At 69.5% G+C, this 23,779-nt stretch carries 20 protein-coding genes; 7 read left to right on the forward strand and 13 right to left on the reverse strand.

The window, feature by feature from the left end; all coding sequences use genetic code 11:
* Positions 1–81: 81 nt before the first annotated feature.
* On the forward strand, positions 82–2,475 hold the full coding sequence (locus FL311_RS23925) for a heavy metal translocating P-type ATPase (protein ID WP_228557031.1): 2,394 nt from the start codon (positions 82–84) through the stop codon (positions 2,473–2,475).
* A gap of 104 nt (positions 2,476–2,579) precedes the next feature.
* Positions 2,580–3,644, forward strand: a complete 1,065-nt coding sequence (locus FL311_RS23930) for an aromatic ring-hydroxylating dioxygenase subunit alpha (protein ID WP_141328262.1) — start codon at positions 2,580–2,582, stop codon at positions 3,642–3,644.
* Between the two features lie 149 nt (positions 3,645–3,793).
* On the opposite strand, the gene FL311_RS23935 is transcribed toward FL311_RS23930, so the two are convergent.
* The 3 genes from FL311_RS23935 to FL311_RS23945 all read right to left on the reverse strand — a co-directional run bounded on the left by FL311_RS23935 (position 3,794) and on the right by FL311_RS23945 (position 5,838).
* Positions 3,794–4,483 (reverse strand): YafY family protein, encoded by a 690-nt coding sequence (locus FL311_RS23935; protein WP_141328264.1) that lies wholly within the window; start codon positions 4,481–4,483, stop codon positions 3,794–3,796.
* A gap of 12 nt (positions 4,484–4,495) precedes the next feature.
* Positions 4,496–4,906 carry a DUF1761 domain-containing protein gene (locus FL311_RS23940; RefSeq protein WP_141328266.1) on the reverse strand — a complete coding sequence of 137 codons (411 nt, stop codon included), beginning with the start codon at positions 4,904–4,906 and terminating at the stop codon, positions 4,496–4,498.
* A gap of 74 nt (positions 4,907–4,980) precedes the next feature.
* On the reverse strand, positions 4,981–5,838 hold the full coding sequence (locus tag FL311_RS23945; protein ID WP_141328268.1) for a class I SAM-dependent methyltransferase: 858 nt from the start codon (positions 5,836–5,838) through the stop codon (positions 4,981–4,983).
* 79 nt (positions 5,839–5,917) lie between these two features.
* On the opposite strand from FL311_RS23945, the gene FL311_RS23950 reads away from it, so the two are divergent.
* Positions 5,918–6,370 carry a helix-turn-helix domain-containing protein gene (locus tag FL311_RS23950; RefSeq protein ID WP_141328269.1) on the forward strand — a complete coding sequence of 151 codons (453 nt, stop codon included), beginning with the start codon at positions 5,918–5,920 and terminating at the stop codon, positions 6,368–6,370.
* Positions 6,371–6,430: 60 nt separating this feature from the next.
* The gene (locus tag FL311_RS23955) at positions 6,431–6,784 is read left to right on the forward strand and encodes a hypothetical protein (RefSeq protein WP_141328271.1); all 354 of its coding nucleotides are present in this window, start codon (positions 6,431–6,433) and stop codon (positions 6,782–6,784) included.
* A gap of 13 nt (positions 6,785–6,797) precedes the next feature.
* Here FL311_RS23955 and FL311_RS23960 read toward each other — a convergent pair whose 3' ends face one another.
* The 10 genes from FL311_RS23960 to FL311_RS24005 form a co-directional block, all read right to left on the reverse strand.
* Positions 6,798–8,180 carry a multicopper oxidase family protein gene (locus FL311_RS23960; RefSeq protein ID WP_141328297.1) on the reverse strand — a complete coding sequence of 461 codons (1,383 nt, stop codon included), beginning with the start codon at positions 8,178–8,180 and terminating at the stop codon, positions 6,798–6,800.
* A 164-nt stretch (positions 8,181–8,344) separates the two neighbouring features.
* Entirely contained in the window at positions 8,345–9,808 is a 1,464-nt protein-coding gene (locus tag FL311_RS23965; protein ID WP_141328273.1) for a TolC family protein, read from the reverse strand.
* Positions 9,805–10,149 (reverse strand): heavy metal-binding domain-containing protein, encoded by a 345-nt coding sequence (locus tag FL311_RS23970; protein ID WP_141328275.1) that lies wholly within the window; start codon positions 10,147–10,149, stop codon positions 9,805–9,807. The genes FL311_RS23965 and FL311_RS23970 overlap by 4 nt, the downstream gene beginning before the upstream one ends.
* A 289-nt stretch (positions 10,150–10,438) precedes the next feature.
* The gene (locus FL311_RS23975) at positions 10,439–11,263 is read right to left on the reverse strand and encodes an N-acetylmuramoyl-L-alanine amidase (RefSeq protein ID WP_141328277.1); all 825 of its coding nucleotides are present in this window, start codon (positions 11,261–11,263) and stop codon (positions 10,439–10,441) included.
* A 96-nt stretch (positions 11,264–11,359) separates the two neighbouring features.
* Positions 11,360–14,491 (reverse strand): efflux RND transporter permease subunit, encoded by a 3,132-nt coding sequence (locus tag FL311_RS23980; RefSeq protein WP_141328279.1) that lies wholly within the window; start codon positions 14,489–14,491, stop codon positions 11,360–11,362.
* The gene (locus tag FL311_RS23985) at positions 14,481–15,668 is read right to left on the reverse strand and encodes an efflux RND transporter periplasmic adaptor subunit (RefSeq protein WP_141328281.1); all 1,188 of its coding nucleotides are present in this window, start codon (positions 15,666–15,668) and stop codon (positions 14,481–14,483) included. The genes FL311_RS23980 and FL311_RS23985 overlap by 11 nt, the downstream gene beginning before the upstream one ends.
* A complete protein-coding gene (locus tag FL311_RS23990; RefSeq protein WP_228557028.1) occupies positions 15,665–16,891 on the reverse strand; it encodes a TolC family protein in 1,227 nt (408 codons plus the stop codon). The genes FL311_RS23985 and FL311_RS23990 overlap by 4 nt, the downstream gene beginning before the upstream one ends.
* Before the next feature lie 113 nt (positions 16,892–17,004).
* Positions 17,005–17,325: a hypothetical protein gene (locus FL311_RS23995; RefSeq protein ID WP_228557029.1), complete on the reverse strand. Its 321-nt coding sequence runs from the start codon at positions 17,323–17,325 to the stop codon at positions 17,005–17,007.
* Positions 17,326–18,105: 780 nt separating this feature from the next.
* The gene (locus FL311_RS24000) at positions 18,106–19,485 is read right to left on the reverse strand and encodes an AAA family ATPase (RefSeq protein WP_141328287.1); all 1,380 of its coding nucleotides are present in this window, start codon (positions 19,483–19,485) and stop codon (positions 18,106–18,108) included.
* 201 nt (positions 19,486–19,686) lie between these two features.
* A complete protein-coding gene (locus tag FL311_RS24005; protein WP_141328289.1) occupies positions 19,687–20,652 on the reverse strand; it encodes a PLP-dependent cysteine synthase family protein in 966 nt (321 codons plus the stop codon).
* 169 nt (positions 20,653–20,821) lie between these two features.
* Between FL311_RS24005 and FL311_RS24010 the strand changes: the two genes are divergently transcribed.
* The 3 genes from FL311_RS24010 to FL311_RS45285 all read left to right on the forward strand — a co-directional run.
* Entirely contained in the window at positions 20,822–22,288 is a 1,467-nt protein-coding gene (locus tag FL311_RS24010; RefSeq protein WP_141328291.1) for an ATP-binding protein, read from the forward strand.
* Positions 22,289–22,354: 66 nt separating this feature from the next.
* Positions 22,355–22,951 carry a DUF2378 family protein gene (locus FL311_RS24015; protein ID WP_141328293.1) on the forward strand — a complete coding sequence of 199 codons (597 nt, stop codon included), beginning with the start codon at positions 22,355–22,357 and terminating at the stop codon, positions 22,949–22,951.
* 575 nt (positions 22,952–23,526) lie between these two features.
* On the forward strand, positions 23,527–23,779 hold a 253-nt coding region (locus tag FL311_RS45285), incomplete at its 3' end, for a hypothetical protein (RefSeq protein WP_228557030.1).

Here is a 23,779-nt window from a genome sequence, read left to right on the forward strand (position 1 = left end):
CCTTCATCCCGCAGACCGGGTCGATGGCGTGCGCCCCCTCGCTCGGAGGAGGGGGCGCACGCCATCGACCCGGTCTGCGGGATGAAGGTGGACCCGAGCGCCCCCAAGGGCGGCAGCCTGGAGCACGAGGGGCGGACCTTCCACTTCTGCAACCCGAAATGCCGTGAGCGCTTCGGCGCGGACTCGGCGCGCTACCTCGCGCCACCCCCGGAAGCGCCCGAGCCGCCGCCTCCCGCCGCGCCGGGGACGATGTACGTGTGCCCCATGGACCCGGAGGTGCGTCAGGACCATCCGGGGGCGTGCCCGAAGTGCGGCATGGCACTGGAGCCGGAGACGCTCGCGCTCCCCGAGACGCGCGTCGAGTACGTGTGCCCCATGCACCCGGAGGTCGTGCGCGAGGGGCCGGGCAGCTGCCCCCTCTGCGGCATGGCGCTGGAGCCCCGCACGGTGCTGCCCGAGGACACGCCGGACCCCGAGCTGACGTCCATGTGGCGGCGCTTCCTGGTGGGCATGGGGCTCACGGTGCCGCTCCTGGTGCTGGCGATGTCGGACATGATTCCGGGGCAGCCCGTGCAGCACGCGGTGCCCGCGTCGGTGCTGGCCTGGGCGCAGTTGCTGCTGGCCACGCCCGTGGTGCTGTGGGGCGGCTGGCCCTTCTTCCAGCGCGGCTGGGCGTCGGTGAAGAACCGGCACCTCAACATGTTCACGCTCATCGCCCTGGGCACGGGCGCGGCGTACGTGTTCAGCGTCTTCGCCACGCTCTTCCCGGACCTGCTGCCCCACGGGCTGCGCACCGGACACGGAGGCACCGCGCCGCTGTACTTCGAGGCCGCCGCCGTCATCGTCACCCTGGTGGCGCTGGGGCAGGTGCTGGAGCTGCGGGCGCGGCACGCGACGTCCGGGGCGCTGCGCTCGCTGTTGAGCCTGGCGCCCCCGGTGGCGCGGCGGATTCGCGAGGACGGGCACGAGGAGGATGTGCCGCTCGCGCACGTGCACCCCGGTGACCGCCTGCGGGTGCGGCCCGGTGAGAAGGTGCCGGTGGACGGCGAGGTGCTGGAGGGCGCCAGCGCGGTGGACGAGTCGATGGTGACGGGCGAGTCGCTGCCGGTGGAGAAGTCGCGCGGGGAGAAGGTGACGGGCGGCACGGTGAATGGGACGGGCTCGCTGGTGATGAAGGCCGAGCGCGTGGGCAAGGACACGCTGCTGTCGCGCATCGTCCAGCGGGTGAGTGAGGCGCAGCGCACGCGCGCGCCCATCCAGCGGCTGGCGGACAAGGTGGCCGCGGTCTTCGTGCCGGTGGTCATCGCGGTGGCGGTGGTGACGGCGGTGGTGTGGGGTGTGTGGGGGCCGGAGCCTCGGCTGGCGCACGCGCTGGTGAACGCGGTGGCGGTGCTCATCATCGCGTGCCCGTGCGCGCTGGGGCTGGCCACGCCCATGTCCATCATGGTGGGGACGGGGCGGGGCGCGCAGGCGGGCGTCCTCATCCGCGACGCGGCGGCGCTGGAGCGGCTGGAGGCGGTGGACACGCTGGTGGTGGACAAGACGGGCACGCTCACCGAGGGCAAGCCGAGGCTGGTGTCGGTGGTGGCCTCCGAGGGCATCGACGAGGCGACGCTGCTGCGGCTGGCCGCGAGCCTGGAGCGGGGCAGTGAGCACCCGTTGGCGGAGGCGATTGTCTCCGGCGCGAAGGAGCGCGGGGCGGTGCTGACGGCGGTGGAGGACTTCCGCTCGGAGACGGGCAAGGGCGTGATGGGGCGGGTGGACGGCGTGGAGGTGGCGCTGGGCAACGCGGCGCTGATGTCGGCGCGCGGCGTGGAGGCCACGGCGCTGACGGCGCGGGCCGAGTCGCTGCGTCAGGAGGGGCAGACGGTGGTGCTGGTGGCGGTGTCGGGCCGCGCGGCGGGGCTCCTGGGTGTCGAGGACCCGGTGAAGGAGTCGACACCGGAGGCGCTGTCGCTGCTGCGCCAGGAGGGGCTGCGCGTGGTGATGCTGACGGGGGACAGTCAGACGACGGCGGAGGCGGTGGCGCGCAGGCTGGGCATCTCCGAGGTCATCGCGGGGGTGTTGCCGGAGGGGAAGGGAGACGTGGTGAAGCGGCTGCAGCAGGAGGGCCGCGTGGTGGCGATGGCGGGGGATGGGGTCAACGACGCGCCGGCGCTGGCCCAGGCGGAGGTGGGCATCGCGATGGGGACGGGGACGGACATCGCGATGGAGAGCGCGGGCGTCACCCTGGTGAAGGGGGACCTGAGGGGTATCGTCCGGGCGCGCCGACTGAGTCAGGGGGCGCTGCGCAACATCCGGCAGAACCTCTTCTTCGCCTTCATCTACAACCTCCTGGGCGTCCCCCTGGCGGCGGGGGTGCTGTACCCCTTCTTCGGCCTGCTCCTGAGCCCCATCTTCGCCAGCGCGGCGATGAGCCTGTCCTCGGTGTCGGTCATCGCCAACGCGTTGAGGTTGCGGCGGCTGAAGCTGTAGGTCCGGGAGGCGCCGGGGGAGGGCGACTGCTCGCCCCCCGACGGGCGGCGCGGGCCCGCGAGGGAAGACGTGCACCGGCCGTGCGGGCCATTAGACTGCGTCGTATGAGCCCGCCCGCCGGTCACGTCTCCGTCGTCAACCTGCCGAATGCGTGGTTCATCCTCTGTTCCTCGCGTGAGCTGAAGGACAAGCCGCTGGCGCGCACGCTCCAGGGCACGCCGCTGGTGCTCTTCCGGGGTGAGGGCGGCACGCCCGGCGCACTGGTGGACCGCTGCCCGCACCGCAATGTCCCGCTGTCGCTGGGGCGCGTGAAGGGCGGACAGCTCCAGTGCGGCTACCACGGCTGGAAGTTCGACACGGGCGGGCAGTGCCGCGCCATCCCGGGGTTCATGGGTGAGCCGGAGGCCCGCTCGCGCTGCGCGACGTCGTATGCGACGCGGGAGCAGGATGGGTTCATCTGGGTGTACTCGACGCCCGGTGCGGTGCCCACGACGGAGCCGTTCCGCTTCCCGCTGCTGGAGGCGGGGGACTACACCACGGTGCGCCGCATCCTGCGTGCGCCGGGCTCGCTGCACGCGACGCTGGAGAACACGCTCGACGTGCCGCACACGGCGTACCTGCACGGGGGCTTGTTCCGCACGGAGGAGAAGCGCAACGAGATTGACGTGGTGGTGCGGCGCAGCGCGGACCGGGTGGAGGCGGAGTACATCGGCGAGCCGCGTCCCAGCGGCGTCGTGGGGAGGCTCCTGGCTCCGGGCGGTGGCGTGGTGCAGCACTTCGACCGCTTCCTGATGCCGTCGATCGCGCAGGTGGAGTACCGCATCGGCGAGGGGAGCCACATCATCGTGACCTCGGCGATGACGCCCGTGTCGGAGTGGGACACGATGGTGTACGCGGTGGTGACGTTCCGGCTGCCGCTGCCGCGCTGGCTCCTGCGCGCCGTGCTGCCCGTGGCCATGCCGGTGGCGCTCCACATCTTCAACCAGGACGTGCGCATCCTGAAGACGCAGACGGAGACCATCCGGCGCTTCGGGACGGAGACGTACGCGTCCACGGAGATTGATGTCCTCGGCCCCGGCATCCTGCGGCTGCTGCGCGCCGCCGAGCAGGGCAAGCCCGGTGCGGTGGGCGACGCCGTGCACGAGACGCGGCTGAAGATGAAGACCTGAGCGCGGCACGTCGCCGTGGATGAGGCGCGGCTGAAGATGAAAGCCTGCGCGAAGCGTGGGCACCGCGAGCGGCCCGGCGCGATGCCGCTCACCGGGTGAAGGAGTTGTGCTCGTCACGAGCCCCCGGGGTGGCGGGCGGATGGGCCGTTCTACTTCGCGAGCTTCAATTGTGCCTCCCAGCGTCGCCGCAAGGCCGCGCGGCGCTCGGGGTACGGTGTGTCGAGGAAGTCCACGCTGAGCAGGCGCTCGGTCCTGAAGTAGCGGAAGTCGCGCCTCCGCTCACACCATGCAATCAATACGCGGACGCCCGTCACGTAGCCCACGAGGATGGGCCACACCGTGCGCTGGCTCGTGAGGCCCTCCGCGTCGGTGTAGTGGAGATGGAGCTTCAGCTGCTTCCGTGACCACTCCCGCAGCCGACCCAGGTCGACCGTCCCATCGGGGTGCTTGTGCCTCGCCGGTGGAGTGCCCACCACCGGGTCGTCGACCAGCTCGCGCAGGTGCTCCGGGACGATGGCGGCGACCTTGGCCAACACGCCTTCCGCCGCCGCCGACAACGTCTTGTCCGCGTTGGCCGCCACCCACTGCGCGCCGAGCACCACCGCCTCGATTTCGCTGGGTGTCAGCATCAACGGTGGCAGGTCGAAGCCGCGCTCCAGCACGTAGCCGACCCCTGCTTCTCCTCGAATCGGCACGCGGCGCGCCATCAGCGCCGCGAGGTCCCGGTACACGGTGCGTTGACTGGTCTCGAGCTTCTCGGCGATGGCGCTGGCCGTCATCGGCCCCTTGGCCCGCCGCAGCACCTGGAGAATCTCGAACAGCCGGTCCGCGCGTCGCATGCGTCCTCCGCGCTACGCCATGGCGGTGAGGATAGCGCAGCTCACGAGGTTGCTGACCAGGAAGTAGGGCGCGTTGATGACCCCGTAGAACAGCGGCCTGGGCATGTTGGGATTGATGGCCACGTTGAACACCGTGGCGACGAGATAGCCGAGTCCGCTGATGACGCCGAACGCGAGCGCGTGCGACATCGTGTCGACGTGGAACGAGCGCAGCAGGACCGCGTTCGTCAGCGTCACCACGAGTCCGCAGACCGCCGGGCCCCAGATGAAGAGCGGCTCCGGCTTGCGGCCCGCCAGGTCGGTGCGCGCGAGCGCCAGCGCGTACGGCTTCGGGATGACCCCCATGTACCACGCGGCGCCGAGCACCTGCAGCGCCACGGCCGAGAGGAGAACGGCGAGCCAGTTGATTGAAAGCGTGAACATCGTGTGCGTCCCGGTGGAGGTGAGACGCACGGAGTACCGCCACCCTGCTGCCACCGTGGTGGCAGCAGTGAATCCTAGGTGGCCGCGGACGAAGCGCGGGCCTCGATGCGCCAGCAGGCGGCGGTGAGCCGCACCTCGTCGCCGTGGACGAAGGGACTGAAGGCGGCGAGCAGGGTGTCGACGAGCTTCGCCCGTGCCTGTTCGTCGAGCTCCTGAATCACCCGGCCCACGGGCCCGAGCCGGGTGACGTACCGAGCCAGGCTCCGCGCGGGCATGGTGCAAGGGACGTCGATGGCGCGCAGGGTGATGTCCGTCCAGCCGCTCTGCTCCAGGATGCGCTGGACGCGGTTGGGGTCCGCGAAGGCGAACTGTCCCGGCGCGTCCGGGATGCGGGGAGGGATGTTCGTCAGGAAGGGCGCCGCGGCCTTCTCCGCGGTCGTCATGAACGGGTTCTGCTCCGGGCTCCTCCAGGCGATGCAACACAAGCGGGCGTCACGGGTGGCCGCGCGCCGGAGGTTCGTGAAGGCCCGGACCGGGTCGTCGAAGAACATGACGCCGAAGCGGGACATCACCAGGTCGAACGCGTCGGGCTCGAAGGCATGCGTCTGTGCGTTCGCCTCGATGAAGCGGGCTGCCACGTGCTGGGCCTCGGCTTGTTCCCTCGCCACGGCGAGCATCGGCGTGGAGACGTCGAGTCCGACACACTGCCCCGTCGAGCCGAGATGCCGGGCGACGGCGAGCGTCGTGCTCCCCGTTCCGCACCCCACGTCGAGCACGCGGCGCGCGCCCGAGGCGCGTACGGCCTCGACGAGCAGGTCCTCGAACGGCTTGAACAACTGTTCGAGCACCTCCCGGGTGTCCACCCAGGCGTGTCCCGCGGGGCCCTTCCAGAGGGCCTCCTGCTCGATGGGGGACGGGGTTCCGGCGGTCATCGCGTGTCTCCTTCCTCATACCGATGAGATGTGCTGAAGACGCTACAGTGCCAGTTCAAGTCGACTTGAGGTCAAGCGAATGAGGGACCTGGACATCACCGAGGTGGCGCGACGCTCGGGAGTGCCCGCCTCGACGCTGCGCTTCTACGAGGAGAAGGGGCTGCTCTGCTCGACGGGCAGGCGGGGCCTGCGCCGCCTGTTCGGTCCGGACGTGCTGGAGCGGCTCGCGCTCATCGCGCTGGGGCGGGAGGCCGGGTTCTCGCTGGAGGAGATTTCCCGGATGTTCGCGCCCGATGGGCGCCTGGCCATCGACCGGAAGCTGCTGGTCGAGAAGGCGGAGGAGCTCGACCACTCCATCCGGAGACTGAGCGCCATGCGCGACGGCTTGAGGCACGCCGCGACCTGTCCCGCGCCGAGCCACCTGGAGTGTCCCCGCTTCCGCCGGCTGCTGTCGGCCGCCGTGTCCTCCCGCCGCGAGAGCGCGGCGACGAAGGACGTGAAGCGCACGACGCGGAAGCGGACATCTTTCTAACAAGTGTCCTTCAAACCCCAGGCGCAGGTCTCCTGTTTGCTGGAATGGGAGAGGTTAGCCATGGCCACGGAGCTTTCAGAAGAACAGTTGCCCATTGATCGCGAGCTGGGCGCGGCGGTCCTCTCCCTCCTGCCCGATGAGTGGACGGGCGCGCTTCTCCGGGTCGAGCGGGTCCCCGGTGAGGAGGAGGCGGAGCGCTACCGCATCCAGCTCACCCCCACGGGGAAGGGACAGGGCAGCGTCACCCCGGACGAGGAGGTCGAGGTCGCCGTGCAGAAGCTCTTCCTCCTGCACCAGCGCTTCAAGACGGGGCTCCAGTCGATTTCGTACACCTATCGCCAGAAGAAGGACGGGAGCTGGGGACAGGTGGGCGAGTACGAATACGACGACTCAGATGAGGAGGCCGTGGGCTGAGCGGGCACCCGGCTCAGCCGTGAGCCAGCCCGCCCGGAGACGCGGGCTCCGCTTTCGGCAGCGCGTCCACGTCGATGCCGTCCTGGCTCAGCTCGGACGTGCTGGCCGCCATCGCCAGCGTGCCAGGCGGGTTCTCGTACCAGCCCGGGTCCGCGTCGCCCGTCAGCCGCTCGCGCACCTTGAGCACCGTGAACATGCCGCCCATGGTGATGACGTCGTGCTTGCCGCGCGCGCCGCTCATGGGGATGGAGTTCGTCGGCACGGGCATGCCCATCTCCACCATGTCGCCCATGCCCGTCTGCCCCATCGTCATGTAACCCGGCAGGAGCTTGCGCACCTTCGCGTCGAGCCCTCCCGGATTCACGCCGATGAGGTTCGGGAGGTCATGCCCCATCTGGTTCATCAGGTGGTGCGTCATGTGGCAGTGCATCGCCCAGTCACCGGGCGCGTCCGCGACGAACTCGATGCTGCGCGTGCTGCCCACGGGCACGAGCACCGTGGTCTCCGGCCACTGCGCGGACTCGGGGATGCGGCCCGCGTCCGTCTCCGTGATGCGGAAGTGGTAGCCGTGCAGGTGGATGGGGTGGTGGTCCATCGCGCTCAGGTTGCCCAGGCGGATTCGCACGCGCTCGCCCTGACGCACCACCAGCGGCTCCGTCCCGGGGAACGCCTTCGCGTTGAACGTGAGCAGGTTGAAGTCCGTCATCTCGTTCGGGTCCGGTCGCCGCGTGCCCGGGTCCACGCGCCACTCGTGCAGCATCAGCGCGAAGTCCTTGTCCACGCGCGGGCCCACCGGACGACGCGGGTGCATGATGAACAGCCCCACCATGCCGAGCGCCATCTGCGTCATCTCGTCGTGGTGCGAGTGGTACATGCCCGTGCCCGACTGGCGGATGGTGAACTCGTAACGGAACGTCTCTCCCGGTGCGATGGACTTCTGGTTGAGCCCCCCGACGCCGTCCATGCCGTTGGGCAACAGCAGCCCGTGCCAGTGCACCGTCGTGGGCGCGGGCAGCCGGTTGGTGACGTAGAAGCGGACGCGGTCCCCCTCCACCACCTCGATGGTGGGCCCGTGCACCTGGCCGTTGTAGCCCCAGCAGTGGACCTTCAGGCCCGGGGCGAGCTCGTGCTCCACCTCCTCGGCCACCATGTGGAAGACCTTCACCCCGTTGACCAGCTTCCACGGCAGCTTCGTCCCGTTGGGCACGATGACCGGCCGGTAGTCCCGGTTCGGCATCCCGGGGGACTGCCAGTCACGGCGACTCGGGGAACTCGCCCGAGGTGCCGCCGTCTGCGCCTGCGCGGCGCTGCCCTGGAGCAGCAGCGCCCCGCCCGCGAGCGTGGCCCCCGCTGTCGCCAGCATGCTCCGTCGGCTGAGCTTGCCGGAGGCCACCATGTCGTGAGTCGACGCTGGGCCGCGCGCGGCGGGTTCCGAGGCAGGGCGCGTCGACGCGGCGTCGGACGTGGCGCTGGGCGCCCGCTCGTCCGTGGAGCTCCCCTTGCGCGCCGTCGAGTCCTCCGTGTCCGTCGTGCTCGAAGCGAAGGGGGAAAGGAGGGACTTCATGGTGTGACTCCGTGGCCGTGCTCGGGCGCGTGGCCGTGGCTGGAAGGCGTTTCGGTTTCAGGGGGCGTTGGTCGGGGATGCTCCGGCGCGGCGGCGGGCGTCGCGCGGCTCCCACCGGGAAGCCGACCTCCGACGAGCTGCTCCAGCTCCGCGTGCGCCATCCAGTAATCGCGGACCGTCTCGATGTACGCGCGGTACGCCTCGACCTGTGACTGCTTCGCGTCGAGCAGCGCGTACAGGCCGATCTGCATCGCGTTGTACTGGAGCTGCGATTGCTCGACGACCTGCTCGCGCAGCGGCAGCACCACGCGCTGATACCGCTCGGACACACCTCGCAGCGTCAGCAGCCGGGCCCGCGCCGCGCGGACCTCCGAGCGCGCGTTGACCGACAGCTCCGTCTGCCTCCGTTCGCTCTGTCGATGCTGCGCCTCCAGCTTCGCGATGAGCGCCTGACGCTGGTCGAAGATGGGCAGCTCCAGCGAGAGCGTGGGCCCGAGCAGTCGCGGACCATTCGCGTCCCGGTGCGTGTGCACGCCCACGTCCACCCGGCCGAAGAAGCGCGTGCTGCGCGCCAGCTCCAGCGCGTTCCACATCAGCTCCGTCTGCTTGCGCGCCGCATCGATGTCCAGCCGCTGCCGGATGGCGAGCGACTCCAGTCGCTCCAGCGTCGCCTCCTCCTCGGGCGGCGCGGGGAGCTTCTCCGCGATGGCCCACTGGGTCCTCCCACCCCACAAGCCCAGCAGTCGATTGAGCCGCTCGCGGTCCTCCACCAGCGTCAGCTCCTCGCGCGCCAGCTCCAGCCGGGCCTCCTCCGCCGCGGCCTTCTCCGTCGCCAGGTCCAGGTCCGTGAGGTTGCCCGCGGCGTGCTGGAGCGTCGCCAGCTCGGCGGCGGCCTCCGAGGCCTCGACCACCATCCGACGCAGCTCCACCAGCTGCTGCCGCGCCTGCACCTCGCGGAACACCTTGCGCGCCTCCGCGGCCGTGGCGAGCGCCTCGTGCGCGACGCGCAGCGTGTCCGCGATGAACTGCTCCTGCGCCACGCGCTTGCGCAAGGGCAGGGTGAACAGCTCCACGAAGCCCTGCACCAGCGAGAACTCCGTCTCGCTCACGCCGTCACTCGTGAGCGGAAAGCCGATGCTCCCGTCGAACGTCGGGTTGCTCAACAGCCCCGCCTGCACCATGTCCGCCTGGGACACCCCCAGGTCCTCGTATGTCGCCTGGAGCGCGGGGTTGTTGAGCAGCGCCACCTCCACCGCGTGGTCCGAGGTCAGCGCTCCCGCGAGCAACGTGTCCAGATGCCTCGAGACCTCCGCGTCCTCCGGCGTCCCCTGATTCCAGCGCGTCTTGCGGCCGATGCGCTCCTCGACGAGCGTGGCGACCTCCGCGTGGCCCTTCTCCTTCTGGATGGAGGCACAGCCGCCCGTGAACACCAGGGCGGCGGCGACGAGCGCGCGTCTCACCGGTGCTCTCCGTGTCCCTCATGGCCCGACGCGGGCTTCGCCGGCGTCAGCTTCATGTTGCACTTCGGGCACACACCGGGCTTGTCCGACTGGACCTCGGGGTGCATCGGGCACGTGTAGAGCGGGGTGCCCGCATCGGGCGGCGCCGGTTTCTCGGCCTCCGGCGCGCGCGGCGGCTTCGCGTCGGGAGGCGCCGCCGCGAGCGTGCTGGAGAGTGGGGCGGCCGGAGACTCGGGCGCCTCGGGGTTCGACGGGTCCAGGGACGGCGCGAGCCGCTTCGGCTCGGAGGCACAGGCGGCGAGCGTGGCAAGGCTCGCGAGGACGCTGAGGAAGGTACGCATGGATGACCTCGATGTGGCGCGCGGTGAAGCGGGCCGAAGACGCCGCGCGGTTGAGCAAGCCCCAGGCCATGCCGGCGCGAGCGCCAACCGTGCGAAGGGACGATGCTCTCGAGGTGCAGGGACGCGATGCCGCGCGGGCCCCGGTGTAACCGGGGTCATCACAGTGTGATGAGCGCCGTGAGGCCGGCTGTTCAGCCGCGCACTTCGCGTATGCCCGAAACACGAAGCGCGGGGAGCACCCTGTCAGGCACTCGACCCGCGCTTCACCTGCTTCACTTCACGGCGACGCTCAGGAGATGCCCTTGCGCAGCCGCGCCCAGTCGAAGTTGGGCGCCGGGTCGTTCTTGCGGCCCTTGGGCACCGCGACGTCCGCGTGACCGACGATGTTCTTCATCGGCACGTCGTACTTCTCCTTCAGGTGGCTCGTCAGCTCGGTCAGCGCCTTGTACTGCGCCTCTGTGAAGGGCGTCTTGCCGCTGCCGTCGTTGACGATTTCGATGCCGATGGAGCGCGCGTTGACGTCCGTGGGGACGCCGTGCAGCTCGCTCTTGCCCGCGTGCCACGCGCGCTTGTCGTCACCGACGAGCTGATAGATCTTGCCGTCGCGGTCCACCATGTAGTGCGCGGACACGCCGCTCTTCGGGTTGCGCATCCACGACAGGTCGGCCTTGCCGTCGTTCGACGCCGTGTGGTGCAGGACGATGGTGTCGATGTCCGTCCCGTTGCGGCTGTCGGAGTTGGGCGACGGCGCGCTGATGACCGCGGGCTTCGTGCCCGGCGTCGTCGGCGTGGTGGGCGTCGTCGGCGTGCCCGACAGCGCCTTCTTCAGCGCCGCCTGCGTCTGCTCACCGTAGTACCCCGTCGTGGGAAGTTTCTTGTCGGCCTGGAACTTCTTCACCGCGGTCTCGGTCTGCGCGCCGAAGGTGCCGGGGCCCGTGGCCACCTGCTTCGCCGTCAGGTAGCCGAGCTTCACCAGCGCGTCCTGGAGCTGCTTCACCTTGGGGCCCGTGTCGCCCTTGCTCAGGCCCGCGGGAGGCACCGTGACGGTGTTGGTGGCGGCCGCCGCCCGGGTGGTGGTGCGGGTCGAGGTGGCGGGGGGAAGTCGCAAGCTCATGAAGGGCCCCAGGTTTGGAAGTGTGAAAATCACGGGATTGTCGGTGCTCCGGGTCGAAAGTTGCGGACCCAAGACCCGGAGCACCTCTCGTGTTCTTCAGGACACAGTGGGGCCGCGAGCGGCCACACCTCGTCGACGCACCTTCTCCCTGACGCCGTGCACCCAGACGTAAAAAGTCGGCAACACCAACAGGGTGAACAGCGTGGAGGTGACGAGCCCGCCCACCATGACGACGGCCAGGGGGCGCTCAATCTCCGTTCCATGCAGAGGCAACACCAACAGTGGCAGCAGACCGAGGATGGCCGTGGCCGCGGTCATCAGCTTGGGACGTACGCGCCCCAGGCTCGCCTCGCGCACCGCGTCATCGAAGGACCTGCCGCGTGAGAGCAAGTCCTTGGTCTGTGAGACGAGCACCAGGCCGTTCTGCACGGCGATGCCGAACAGGCCGATGAGGCCCACGAGGCTGGAGACGTTCCACGTCTCTCCCGCGATGAGCAGCGCGAGGATGCCGCCGACGAAGGCGTCGGGCAGCGTGGCGAGGATGACCAGCGCCTCCGCCACGGAGTCGAGCGCGAGGTACAGCAGCACGAACACCGCGAGGATGGCCACGGCGATGGCCATGGCCAGCGACTGCGCGGCGCGCTGCTGGCTCTCCACGCGGCCGCCCACGTCGACGAAGTAACCGGTCGGCAGCTTCAGCTCCGCCGCCAGTCGCTCGCGCACCTCGGCCGCGGTGCTGCCCAGGTCCCGCCCCGACACGCTCGCCTCCACCGCGAGCCTGCGGCTGCCCGCCTCGCGGCGCACGCTGCCCGCGCCGAAGGTCTCCTCGATGGTGGCCAGCTGGCTCAAGGGGATGCGCGTGCCGTCGTGCCCGTCCACCAGGAGGTTGCGCAGCGCCTGCAGGTCGCCGCGGCGGTGGTCCGCCAGTCTCAGCACCAGCTCGTGCCGTCGCTGGCCCTTCCAGACCTGCGAGGCCTCCTCGCCCACCAGGCCCACGCGCACCGCGCGGATGACGTCTCCGGGCGTCAGGCCCACGCGCGCCACGGCGGCGCGGTTCACGGTGATGCGCAGCTGGGGCAGGTCGCTGAGCTTCTCCACGCGCAAATCCTCCACGCCGTCCACCTTCGCGAGGATGGCGCGCGTGCGCTCACCCAAGGTCGCGAGCGTCTCCAGCTCCGGCCCGAAGACGCGCACGGACAGGTCCGCGGGACTGCCGCCCAGGCCCTCGTCGATGCGCATGCCCAGGGGCGTGGTGAACAGCGTGGTGACGCCGGGCACCCGCCCCACGGCGACGCGCAGGTCCTCCTCCAGCTTCTCCAGGCTCCTGCCGCGCTCCGGCTTGAGCACGACGAGCACGTCCGACACCGTGTGCGGCATCGGGTCCTCGGTGCGCTCGGCGCGGCCGGTGCGGCGCACCACGTCCTCCACCTCGGGGAAGCCGAGCAGCACGTCCTCCACCAGGTGGTTGAGCCGGTCCACCTCCTCCAGCGAGGCCTCCGGAGGCAGCACCGTCTGGAGCAGGAACGCGCCCTCGTCCAGGCGGGGCATGAAGTCGCTGCCCACCGCGAACGCGAGCCCCAGCGCGGGCACGGTGATGGCCAGCGCCACCAGCCGCACCCGCCCCGCCCGCCGCATGCACGCGTCCAGCAGCGGCGAGTACACCGCCTTGACTCTGCGGATGAGCCACACGTCCTCGGGCGTGCCCTCGCGCGGCTTCTTCAAGAGCAGCGAGGAGGCCACCGGCACCAGCGTGAGCGCCAGCGCCAGCGACGCGGCCAGGCACGCCACCACGGCGGCGGCGAGCGGCTGGTACATGCGCCCCTCGATGCCCGTCATCGCGAACAGCGGGATGAAGACGGCCACGACGATGAGCGTGGCGAAGGCGATGGGCCGCCCCACCTCCATCGACGCGGACAGCGCCTCCTCGCGCACGGACCTGCGTCCCTTCCCCTCGCGCAGGTCGTGGATGATGTTCTCGGTGACGATGATGGCCGCGTCCACCAGCAGGCCCACGGCGATGGCCAGCCCGCCCAGCGTCATGGTGTTGATGCCGATGCCCGCGACCTTCAACAGGATGCCCGCGAGCGCCAGCGACAAGGGCAGGGTGAGCGTGACGATGAGGGCCGCGCGCCAGTCCCCCAGCAGTACGAAGAGGACGAGCACCACCAGCAGCGCGCCCAGCAGGATGGCCCGGCTGACACCGCCCAGCGCCGAGTCCACCAGCTCCGACTGGTCGTAGACGACGCGCAGCTGCACGCCCGGAGGCATGGACTGCTTGAGCTCCTCGAGCGCCACGCGCACGCCCTTCGCCACCGCCTGCGTGTCCGCGCCGAACTGCTTGATGACGCGGCAGCTGACCACCTCGCCCTTGAGCCGGTGGGCGATGCCGCGTCGCACCGCGGGCCCCTCGCGCACGTCGGCCACGTCCGCGAGCAGCACGGGCGTGCCGTCACGCAGCGCCACCACCGTGGTGTTCAGGTCCTCCACCGTCTGGGCGCGCCCCACCGCGCGCACCGTCCACTCCATGGGCCCCTGCACCACGAAGCCTCCGGAGGCGTTGAGGTTGGCGCCCTCCAGCGCGTGCTCCACCTCGTTCAGGCTGACGCCTCGGGCCACCATCTGGTCCGGGTCCAGCAGCACCTGGAACTGGCGCAGGTAGCCGCCCAGCCGCTCCACGCCGGCGACCCCGGGCACGGCGAGCAGCCGGTTCTTCACCTCGAACTCGGCCAAATCCCGCAGCGCCATCAGGTCCGCGGAGCCGGGCTCGGCCTCGAGCGTGAACTCGAACACCTCGTTGAGGCGGCCCGTGAGGCTGGAGACCAGCGGCGCGTCGGTGCCGGCGGGCAGCTCGCCCTGGGCCTGCGCCACGCGCTCGGCGACGTACTGGCGGCTGCGGAAGTAGTCCGCGTCCGGCTCGAACTCCACCGTCACCTGGGTGACGCCCAGCTGCGAGGTGGAGCGGATGCGCCGCACGTCGGGCAGGCCCGCGAGCGCCACCTCCATCGGGATGGCCACCGCCGTCTCCAGCTCCTCCGCGCCCATGGCGGCGTTCTGGACGATGACGTTGAAGATGGGCGCGGACAGGTCGGGGAACACGTCGCGCCGCAGGCCGTTCAGCGACACCGCGCCGAACGCGGACAGGGCCAGGGCGAGCAGCACGGTGAGCCCGGGCCGCGCGAACGACGCGCGCAGCACGCGGGCCACCCAGGATGAGGCGTCAGTGGCCATGGTGGTCCGCTCCTCCCGCCGACTTCTCCACCTCGGCCTTGAGCAGGAACGCGCCGTCCACCACCACCTGCTCGCCGACCTTCAGGCCGGAGAGCACCTCCACGTGGTCGCCCAGCGTGCGGCCCCGGCCCACCTGCCGCCGCTCGAAGGAGCCGCGCTCGCCGGTGGGCAGGAACACCACCCAGCCATTCTCCAGCCGCTGGAGCGCGGCCGCGGGCACGGTGGTGATGGTGCCGTCGGGGCCGCCCATCGGAATCGACGCGGTGGCGGACATGCCGGGCTTGAGGAGGCCCTCGGGGTTGTCCAGCACCAGCCGCACGGGGATGGTGCGGCTGGCCGCGTCCACGCGCTGGCCCACGTGGCCCACGCGGGCCAGGACCTCCTTGCCCGGGAAGGCGGCGAAGGTGATGCGCGCCTCGGTGTCCGGCCTCATGCGCACGGCGTCGCGCTCGAAGGCATGGACGATGAGCCACAGCGAGCCCAAATCCCCCACGCGGAAGAGCGTGTGCTCGGCGTCCGCCATCTGGCCCATGCGCGCGTCGCGCTCGATGACGGTGCCCTGGATGGGCGAGCGCAGGATGAAGCCGGCCACGCCCGCGGTGTCCTCGCTGGCGCCCAACGCCGTCAGCTCCGCGCGGGCCGCGGCGAGCTCCGCCTCGGCGCCGGCCGCGTCCACCTCCGCGGCCTGCACGTCCTTCTGCGCGACGATGCGCTCGGCGGCGAGCGCGCGCTTGCGCTCGGCGGCCTGTCGGGCGGCGGTGGCCCGGGCCTTCGCGGACTGGAGCGCGGCGCGCGCCTTGCCCAGCTCGGGGCTGCGCAGCTCCGCCAGCTTCTCGCCCTCCTTCACGTGCTGGCCCGTGGTGACGAACACCGTCCCCACGCGCGCGGAGATGGGCGAGGCCACCTCCGCGTAGGCGTCCTCGCTGAACGTCAGCTCACCCAGCGCGTTGACGCTGTCGCCGCCGGGCCGCGCCGCCGCGGGGGCGGTGGTGACGCGCAGGTCTCGAAGCATCTCCGGGGCGATGTGGACGTGGGACTCGTCATGGCCCTCGTCGTTGCCACCGGAGGGCTGGGTGCCCTCCTCGTGGTCGTGCTCGTCCGCGTGCTCGGGCTTGGACTGCTTGCAGGCCGCGAGCGCGAGGACCAGGGAGGTGATGATGAACGCGAGGCGCTTCATGGCAGGACTCCCATCTCGACGGCGAGCTGCACCCGGGCGAGCGCCGCCTGCAGGTGGCTGTCGAGCAGCGCCACGCGCGTCTCGAGCGTTTCACGGCGCACGAGCAGCAACCCCGCGAGGTCCATCTCCCCGGCCTCGTAGGACCTCTTCGCCAGGGACTCGTTCTCATCGAGCAGCGGCAGCGCCTCGGTCTCCAGCACGGCCAGGGCCTGCTGCCGCGAGGCATCGCGCACGCGGGCGGCCTCCACCTGCGCGTCTCGCGCGCGGCGAGCGGACTCCAGCGCGGTCCGAAGCCTGCGCACGCGCGCATCACCCGTCACCTTCGCCTCCTGCCCTCGGGAGAACACGGGCAGGGGCACGCTGAGCGTCCCGACGAGCGCCGTCTCGTCGACCTCCTTCTCGTAGCGCACGCCCACGCTGACATCGGGCCAGCCCTCGGCGCGGCCGAGCTTCAGGTCGGCCTCCGCCTGCGCGAGCTCCGACTCGAGGGCCACCAGGTCCGGCCGCTCCTTCGTCCCGGAGGCCGCGGCCACGGGCAGCGAGGCCAGCTCCCGCAGCACGCCGCGCACCGCGAGCGCTTCCTGGAGCGGCAGGCCCAGCAGGGCGCGCAGCTCGTCGAGCAGGGCCTGCTCTTCGCCTCGCGCCGTCACCACCGCGGCGCGGGCGCGGGCCAGCGCCACCTTCGCCACGTTGACGTCGACGACGGGCACGTCCCCCGCGTCGAAGCGCTTGCCGGTGGAGTCGGACAGGCTCCTCGCGGCCTCCTCCGTCTGGTGCATCAGCCGCGACAGCTCCCGGGCGTACAGCGCGCGCAGGAAGGCCGCGCCCACCTCACCCAGCACGCGCCGCTCGGCGTCCTGCTGCTCGGCGCCCTGTCGCTGGAGCCCCGCGCGCGCGGAGTCCCGTCGTGCGCCCTGCTTGCCGCCGAGCTCGATGGGTTGGGAGATGCCGAGGGACAGCTGCGTCCCCCGGAGGTCGTCGTGCGTGCGCGGGCCCAGCTCGAAGCTGACGGTGGGGTTCTCACGCAGCCACGGTGACGCGCCGGCGACGGGGCCGCGGGCCTCGGCCACGCGGCCCGCCGCATCCAGCAGCGCGGGCGCGCGCTGACGGGCGAGGGAGAGGACTTCTTGGAAGGACAGCTCGGAAGGTGATGCGGCGCTGGCGAAGGGCCAGACGAGGGCGGCGACGAGCCCGAGGGCCGCCGGCGCGGAAGGTTTGAACACGGGAAGAGACCTCGCGAAAGGGAGGCGCGCGTCAGGCCGACGGTGCCACGGCCACGCCATGGACACACGTCACCTCGGCACGGTTCGCGCGCGGAAGACGGACCACCACCACGTCAGGCGAGGTCGGCTCTGGGGACGTGCAGGATGTCGTCGAGGTCGGCGGAGGCGGGGGCGTCCTCGTCCACCCGCACCGGGCGCGCTCGAGGGACAGTCCACAGCAGGGAGGGCGACGCGACGGGCGCGGCGCTCACCGAGCGCACGTGGCCGCAGCAGGTGCAGTCCGCGCAGTCCGGCGCGCACTGTCCGCTGGAGTCATCGTCCGGGCAGCGCTGCGTGCACACGGTGTCCGTCGCGTCGGAGAAGGCCATCCACAGGCCTCCCTCCGTCGGGGCGAACAGCAACAGGCTGAGGCACAGCCAGATGCGCGGCAGCACGAAGTCGGCTTCTAGCACGCACCCCGACAGCGCGCACGCATAAGTGCTGAGTTGTCGGGGAGCATTAAATTGACTGCCTCGTAGGCGGATCAAGACGCAAGAACCTGCTGCGAGCAGTCGGCTTCTGGTGAGAATAGGTGTTCAGCGGGGGTTATTGAGTCTCGAGGAATGAACGGATGTCGCGTTCGAAATCGTTGAAGGCAGCCAATCTCCTCAAAGGAGAGTAATCTTCAATCAGCTCGGCCACACGGTATCGGTGGGAGCGTATGTCTCGATGGAATTGCTTGAGCCTCCGGCCAGTCGCACCAGATGCTGTCAATAGGGCGTCCTGTAGCAACGCTTTGGGATCCGGTAGCGAGTCAAGCTTGTGAAGAGGCGGGAGCCGAAGCGGGGTGTTTCCATTGGGGTTGCCTGCCGCACGCCGGATGGCAGCTTCGTCAAACAGGAGCCATGCCTCAGTCATTCTGACTGGAACGATACAGATGACTGGCTGGACACCAACTTCCCGTACTGCCTCTTCAATCTCGTTTCTGCGGCGGACGGGCGGTTCTCTCTCTGCGTCGCGATGTATGAAAAGAACGTCGCAAGGAAACTCGGCCACTGCACGCCGAATTCGCTCGACTAATCCTTGGGGCACTTCTTGTGATTCCCGGAAATCGGCAAACTGTGAATCAATGAGTATGGTGTTGGAGGCAGGCGCCTGTGAAATGGCCCAGTTTATGATTGGTCCCAGACTACGGTCGCTAGGTCCGTCAGCCACTAGTGTATAAGTTAGTACCGTCATTGCTGTGCTTGGGGCTCGTTCATGAATTCAAAAGAGCCTTGTTTCCCAAGATAGGGGCTGAGTTTTCCGGGAGATAGTGTGAGGCTCTCCGCGGAAGCCAATCTGGCGCGCCACGTGTTGTCAGGAACTCGAGCTAGAGTTACTTTTCCGCGAGCATCTGCCCGCGCTGCTTCGACGGATTCGAGGAATACCAGGTCGTTTCGGTTGATGTTCTTGAATACGACAGGCGAGTGGGTATTGATAATGACTTGGCGAAGAGGGTTGTCGGGACCAAGTTGCTCCTGGGGGTCCAATGCAATGTCCTTGAGTAGTTGGACCATGGCATTGATGCGCTCAGGATGAATCCCGTTTTCTGGTTCTTCCAGACAGATGACACCACGCGTTTCGGGATCCAGAGAGAGCGTCGCCAGCACGAGGAAGCGTAGGGTTCCATCCGAGAGCGCCCGTGCGGGATGAAAAACATTGTCTCTGCCTCGAAGTTCAACCGTCAATGTTTCTGTCTTGGGATCATCGCGAACCCGAATTTCTCGGACGTCCTCGAGGAGACTGGCCAGTCGGTTGGCGAGGTCTGCGCAAGTCTTGTCAGGAATCTCCTCTGCTCGAGAGAGTCGCTGAAGCGCGGCAGGCAGATTGGCTCCTCGCTGGTCGATGAATCGCTCGTCGCCATAGAACGATGGCGCGCGCATTGCGGACGGTTCCAGCAAGAGAGTCTTCCATGACTGCATTTCCCTATGTGCGGCAAGTACCGTTGGGAAGTCACTTGACGCACTGCCTCCCACGACAGTCCTCGAAGATCGGGGGGCTGGAATCTTTCTTCCTCCATGGCCCTCCTGGTGAACCGTGATTTCTCGGGTCCTCGGAGAAGTGTCGATGAACGGCCCGCCACGTCTGACGCCCTGGATTGCGGTCTCTCGGAACTCTCGCGAGGTCGTAAATCCCAGAGCCTTGTTGGCTTCAGAGACCTTTATCGGTTTGAGCGACTCGTGGAGTAACTCGAGTCTGCTTTCGTCATCCTCGGCGAGTTTGAAGGCTAGGGAGTAGTGCAGTGTCGAGATTTGGGCCGTGCTCGCAACGCCTAGCTCATCTTCTACTTCTCGGCCCACAATCATTTCAGCGGTGAACCGCATTTCCGTTGCGCGGAAGCCTTCGAAAGCTGTGAATAGTGAGCGAGGGTCTGGTGACCGGCCTTTCGTCTCCCGGAGAAGTTTGACAGCCTCCATTATGGGATGACGAGTCAGTAGATGCAGGAAACGAATGGCGTCGAAAAGATTGGACTTACCTACTGCATTCATCCCTGCGATACAGGTGAATGGTCCAAAGTGGATGTCGACATCCAAGAGACTCTTGAAGCCTTCAACCTTTAGGCGCGTCAGCATGGTTGGCTCTGGAGGAGCAGGACCGCTCCCTATCGATTAGATACGTATTGGCGAAGACGTGTGTCCCGGTCAGGGGAGGAGTTGCTTAATGTCGAACTGGTTCAACGTTGCGGAGGTCGTGGTTCTAGTTCCACTGAATGTGCCGGGAAGGCTCCATGCTATATGTAGCCCCTTCGGCCATGAAGGCGGCCAGCTCCTTACTCACGCCACGCCGCGCGCGGCGACGGGGCGCTGCTGAATCAGCTCCGTGGAGAAGTAGCGCTCCATGCGGTCGGGGAACACGGTGACGACCTGCGCGCCCGGCCCCAGCCGCCGCGCCGCCTCCACCGCGGCCACGTAGTTGAGCCCCGACGACGGCCCCACCGGGAAGCCCCGGCGGATGAGCGCGCGCGCGGTGCACATGGCCTGCTCGTCCGACACGTCCAGCTCCACCCGCCCCGGCATGTCCGCGTCGCGGTACAGCTTGGACATGCCGTCCACCACGCCGGGCACGCGCGGGCTGAAGCTGCAACACTCGATGTCGCAGCCCAGGCCCGCGATGGGCCTCGCGATGAACGCCGTCACCGGACAGCCCGCCTCCGCGAACGCCTGATACAGGCCGACCACCGTGCCGCCCGTGCCCACGCCGCTCACCACGCCGTGCACCAGCCCGCCCGGAATCTGCGAGAGCACCTCCTGGCCCGTCCACACCCGGTGCGCCTCCGCGTTGTCCGGGTTCTCGAACTGGCGCGGCGCGAAGGCCTTGCGCTCACGCGCGAGCTCCTCCGCCTTCTGGATGGCGCCACGCACGCCGCTCTCCCGCGGCACCAGCACCACGTTACCGCCGTAGGCGCGGATGGTGAGCACGCGCTCGTCGGTGACACCCTCGGGCATCACCGCCGTGAAGCGCACGCCCATCTGCGCGCTGGCCAGCGCCAGGGCGATGCTCGTCGAGCCGCTGGACGCCTCGACCACCTCGCCGCCCGGGCTCAGCTCGCCCATGCGCCAGGCCTTCTCCAGCATGTAGCGCGCGATGCGGTCCTTCGTGGACCCGCTGGGGTTGAGGAACTCCAGCTTGCACCAGATGGTGGGTCCCTCCGCGTCCAGTCGGACGGGGACGAGGGGGGTCGGAGCGATGGCCTGCAGGAAGCGGCCATCCGCGGGCAGCGGGTGACAAGGAGGACGCATGGGCCATCCCTATCGCGAAACTGTCCGCTCCGTCAGGGTCCTGGCGCGCCCGGGTGCACTCCGAGGCCCACCGTCCGTCCGCCCGTCCTGTAAGGAAGCACCCGGGGTCGGAGATGGAGGTGGCGCGCCCCCGGACTGACGGCTACGAAGGACTCCAGCTCCGTACATCATGAGTCCTCCTTCTCCGGTCATTCTGAACGTCAATGATGATGTCGCCAGCCGCTATGTGACGAGCCGCGTGCTGGGGCTCGCTGGCTACCATGTGGTGGAGGCCGGCTCGGGCAGCGAGGCCCTGGCCCTGGCGGACGAGCGCACCGACCTGGTCATCCTGGATGTCCGCCTGCCCGACATCAGCGGGCTGGAGGTCTGCCGCCGGTTGAAGTCGTCTGCCCGCACGCGCGACGCCCTGGTGCTGCACCTCTCCGCGCAGGCCGTGGGCCCCGGGGACCGGGCGCAGGGTCTGGAGCACGGCGCGGATGGCTACCTGGTGGCCCCGGTGGACCCGGAGGAGCTGGTGGCCCAGGTGCACGCGCTGCTGCGGCTGCGCCGCGCCGAGCGCAAGGTGCACGCGCTGTCCGAGGAGGTCGAGCACCAGCGCAGGCTGCTCGCCATGGCCCTGGCCTCCGCGGCGGACCCGATGGCCCTCTATGACGCCACCGGCCGGCTGCTCTTCGCCAACCAGGCCGCCTACGAGGTGAGGGGCACGGCCTCCATGCTGTCGCCCGGCGTCTCCCTGGAGGAGTACGGGGCGAGGGACGCCTCCCTGGCGCCCTTCATCCGGACCATGCAGACCGCGCTCGCCACGGGGCAGGTGCAGCGGGGTTCCGTGACGCTGGCGGCGCTGCGCGGCCCCCGCCACTACGACTTCACGCTGTCGCCGGCGCTGGGCGCGGACGGCCGGGTGGCGGCGGTGATGGCCACCGCGCGCGACGTCACCGAGGAGCGCAGCGCGGAGGAGTTCCGCGAGCAGTTCATCGGCATGCTCGGCCACGACCTGCGCAACCCCCTCAACGCGCTGTCCATGTCCGCGCAGCAGCTCAAGCGCAAGGGCAACCTGGACGAGCGCCAGTCCGCCCTCACCGAGCGCATCCTCACCAGCGCCGAGCGCATGGACCGGATGATTCGTCAGCTGCTGGACTTCGCGCGCTCCCGGCTGGGCGGCGGGGTGCCGGTGGTGGCGTCCGACTGTGATGTGTTCGACGTGGCCCGGCGCACGCTCGAGGAGATGCGCGCCAGCCACCCGGGCCGGCTGCTCGTCCTGGAGGTGGTGGGGGACGGACGGGGCTCGTGGGACCTGGACCGGCTGGAGCAGGCCTTCAGCAACCTCTTGGCGAACGCGCTCAAGTACAGCCCCGGGGACAGCCCCGTGCGGATGTGGGGCGAGGCGGACGGGCAGGGCGTGGTCTTGCGGGTGCACAACGGCGGGCCGCCCATCCCCCCGGACGAGCTGCCCCATGTCTTCGCCGCGTGGCGTCGAGGCTCCCGGGCGACGCAGCACGAGTCCAAGGCCGCGTCGGGCCTGGGCCTGGGGCTCTACATCACCCGGCAGATCCTCCTCGCCCACGGGGGCGAGGTGACGGTGGAGTCCAGTTCCGGAAACGGGACGACCTTCACGGTGCGGCTGCCGCGCGGATGATGACCAGTTGACGGTTGGAATGCGGAATGGCTCGCCGTTGCGGGGGGCCATTGCCACCTTTCCGTCATGTCGCCCGGGAAGCTCATTTTCGCGCAGTCCGTGGAAGCCCTCTTCGTGCGGGCCCTGGGGCCCTACCTGTCGAAGCAGGGGCGCCAGCGCCTGAAGGACGTGGGCCTGGATTTGTCGGAGTCGCTGCGGCCGCACTACTCACTGGAGCAGTGGCACGCGTTCCTGCGCGTGGCGGTCCAGGACGTCTTCCCGACGCTGCCTCCCAACGAGGCGTGGCTGATGCTGGGCGCGCGCTATCTGCAGGGCTTCCGCCAGACGTCGGTGGGGCGCGCCAGCCTGTCGCTCGTCACCCGGCTGGGGCCGATGCGCACGCTGGAGCGCGTCCCCTTCAACGTGAGGGCGGGCAACAACTTCAACGAGGTCCGCGTCGAGGAGTCCACCGAGGGCGCGGCCACGCTGTGGATGAAGGACGTGGTGGCGGACAACCCGTACTTCTCCGCGGGCTTCCTCGCCGAGTCGCTGCGGGTCGCGGGCGCGGGCGACGTGGTGGTGGAGCCCATCGCCTTCGACGGCACCGCCGCCACCTACCGCATCACCTGGGGCCGCGCCGCCGCCGCGCCCGTGGGCGAGTCCGTCCCCGCTCCGGGCCTCTAATCGAAGCTCCTCCCGCTCGACGCCGCGCATCCTGGCGACGGTGTCGCGGGCCTGAGTGTCTTTGATTGGATGTTGTCTCTCCACTGTCCGCGAGCGCTCTGGCCCTGCGGGTCGAAATCGTGCGCGCCTACCACCGGGGAGGGAGTGACTTCCCTTGCTTCACGCGTAATCCTGGCCTCAGCGGTCAGGGGGCTGTGATGCGTGATGCGATGGACTTGTGTGGCCGTGGCCATCTGGATGCTACCCGGGGGGTGATGCCCCTGCTCCAGGCCCATGCCTATCTGATGGGTCGCATCATGCAAAACAAGATTTGTCCTGAATCGGCCTGCGTCCAGTGAGTCAGGGGTACGTGCCGCGTGATGCGCACGGGGGGAAACACATGGTGACGTTGAATGCTCGACTGCGGCAGTGGGTGCTGATTCTCGGGGCCGCGGTGACGTTGGGGGTGGGGACGGCCTACGCGCAGATCATCCGCGAGGGGGCGTGTTGCGAACCTTGCTCATGCAATGCGGATGGTTCGTACGGAAAGTGCTGCGGGCCGTGCTGAAGCGTCGCTCCTCGGTGTGAGCCAGAACATGTCCAAGCAACCGTGGAGCAAGAGACGGGTGGCGCGCACGCTGTCGACCCTGGCGGTCTTCGGGGTGGTGGTCTTCCTGTCCTGGTCGGTGACCGCGAGGCTCCTGGCGACGAGACGCGCCGACTCCCAATGCGCCGCGATGGCGCCAGACCTGGCGTCCCGGATGGTCGCCGTCTCCGAGGTGGGTGGGAGCGGGGCTGAACCGGTGACGGCGGACAGGGCGTCCTGGCGCTTCGCGGGGACGCAAGGGG

It is taken from the genome of Myxococcus sp. AB025B (assembly GCF_006518215.1).
Lineage (GTDB): Bacteria > Myxococcota > Myxococcia > Myxococcales > Myxococcaceae > Myxococcus > Myxococcus fulvus.

Bases quoted from the DNA above. Each gene is read 5' to 3' on its own strand.
- FL311_RS23955 (WP_141328271.1), top strand. From the start codon at position 6,431: ATGGCCACGGAGCTTTCAGAAGAACAGTTGCCCATTGATCGCGAGCTG.
- FL311_RS24005 (WP_141328289.1), bottom strand. From the start codon at position 20,652: ATGCGTCCTCCTTGTCACCCGCTGCCCGCGGATGGCCGCTTCCTGCAG.
- FL311_RS24015 (WP_141328293.1), top strand. From the start codon at position 22,355: ATGTCGCCCGGGAAGCTCATTTTCGCGCAGTCCGTGGAAGCCCTCTTC.
- FL311_RS23975 (WP_141328277.1), bottom strand. From the start codon at position 11,263: ATGAGCTTGCGACTTCCCCCCGCCACCTCGACCCGCACCACCACCCGG.
- FL311_RS23950 (WP_141328269.1), top strand. From the start codon at position 5,918: ATGAGGGACCTGGACATCACCGAGGTGGCGCGACGCTCGGGAGTGCCC.
- FL311_RS23940 (WP_141328266.1), bottom strand. From the start codon at position 4,906: ATGTTCACGCTTTCAATCAACTGGCTCGCCGTTCTCCTCTCGGCCGTG.
- FL311_RS23935 (WP_141328264.1), bottom strand. From the start codon at position 4,483: ATGCGACGCGCGGACCGGCTGTTCGAGATTCTCCAGGTGCTGCGGCGG.
- FL311_RS23925 (WP_228557031.1), top strand. From the start codon at position 82: ATGAAGGTGGACCCGAGCGCCCCCAAGGGCGGCAGCCTGGAGCACGAG.
- FL311_RS23980 (WP_141328279.1), bottom strand. From the start codon at position 14,491: ATGGCCACTGACGCCTCATCCTGGGTGGCCCGCGTGCTGCGCGCGTCG.
- FL311_RS23960 (WP_141328297.1), bottom strand. From the start codon at position 8,180: ATGGTGGCCTCCGGCAAGCTCAGCCGACGGAGCATGCTGGCGACAGCG.
- FL311_RS23970 (WP_141328275.1), bottom strand. From the start codon at position 10,149: ATGCGTACCTTCCTCAGCGTCCTCGCGAGCCTTGCCACGCTCGCCGCC.
- FL311_RS24010 (WP_141328291.1), top strand. From the start codon at position 20,822: ATGAGTCCTCCTTCTCCGGTCATTCTGAACGTCAATGATGATGTCGCC.
- FL311_RS24000 (WP_141328287.1), bottom strand. From the start codon at position 19,485: ATGCTGACGCGCCTAAAGGTTGAAGGCTTCAAGAGTCTCTTGGATGTC.
- FL311_RS23945 (WP_141328268.1), bottom strand. From the start codon at position 5,838: ATGACCGCCGGAACCCCGTCCCCCATCGAGCAGGAGGCCCTCTGGAAG.
- FL311_RS23930 (WP_141328262.1), top strand. From the start codon at position 2,580: ATGAGCCCGCCCGCCGGTCACGTCTCCGTCGTCAACCTGCCGAATGCG.
- FL311_RS23985 (WP_141328281.1), bottom strand. From the start codon at position 15,668: ATGAAGCGCCTCGCGTTCATCATCACCTCCCTGGTCCTCGCGCTCGCG.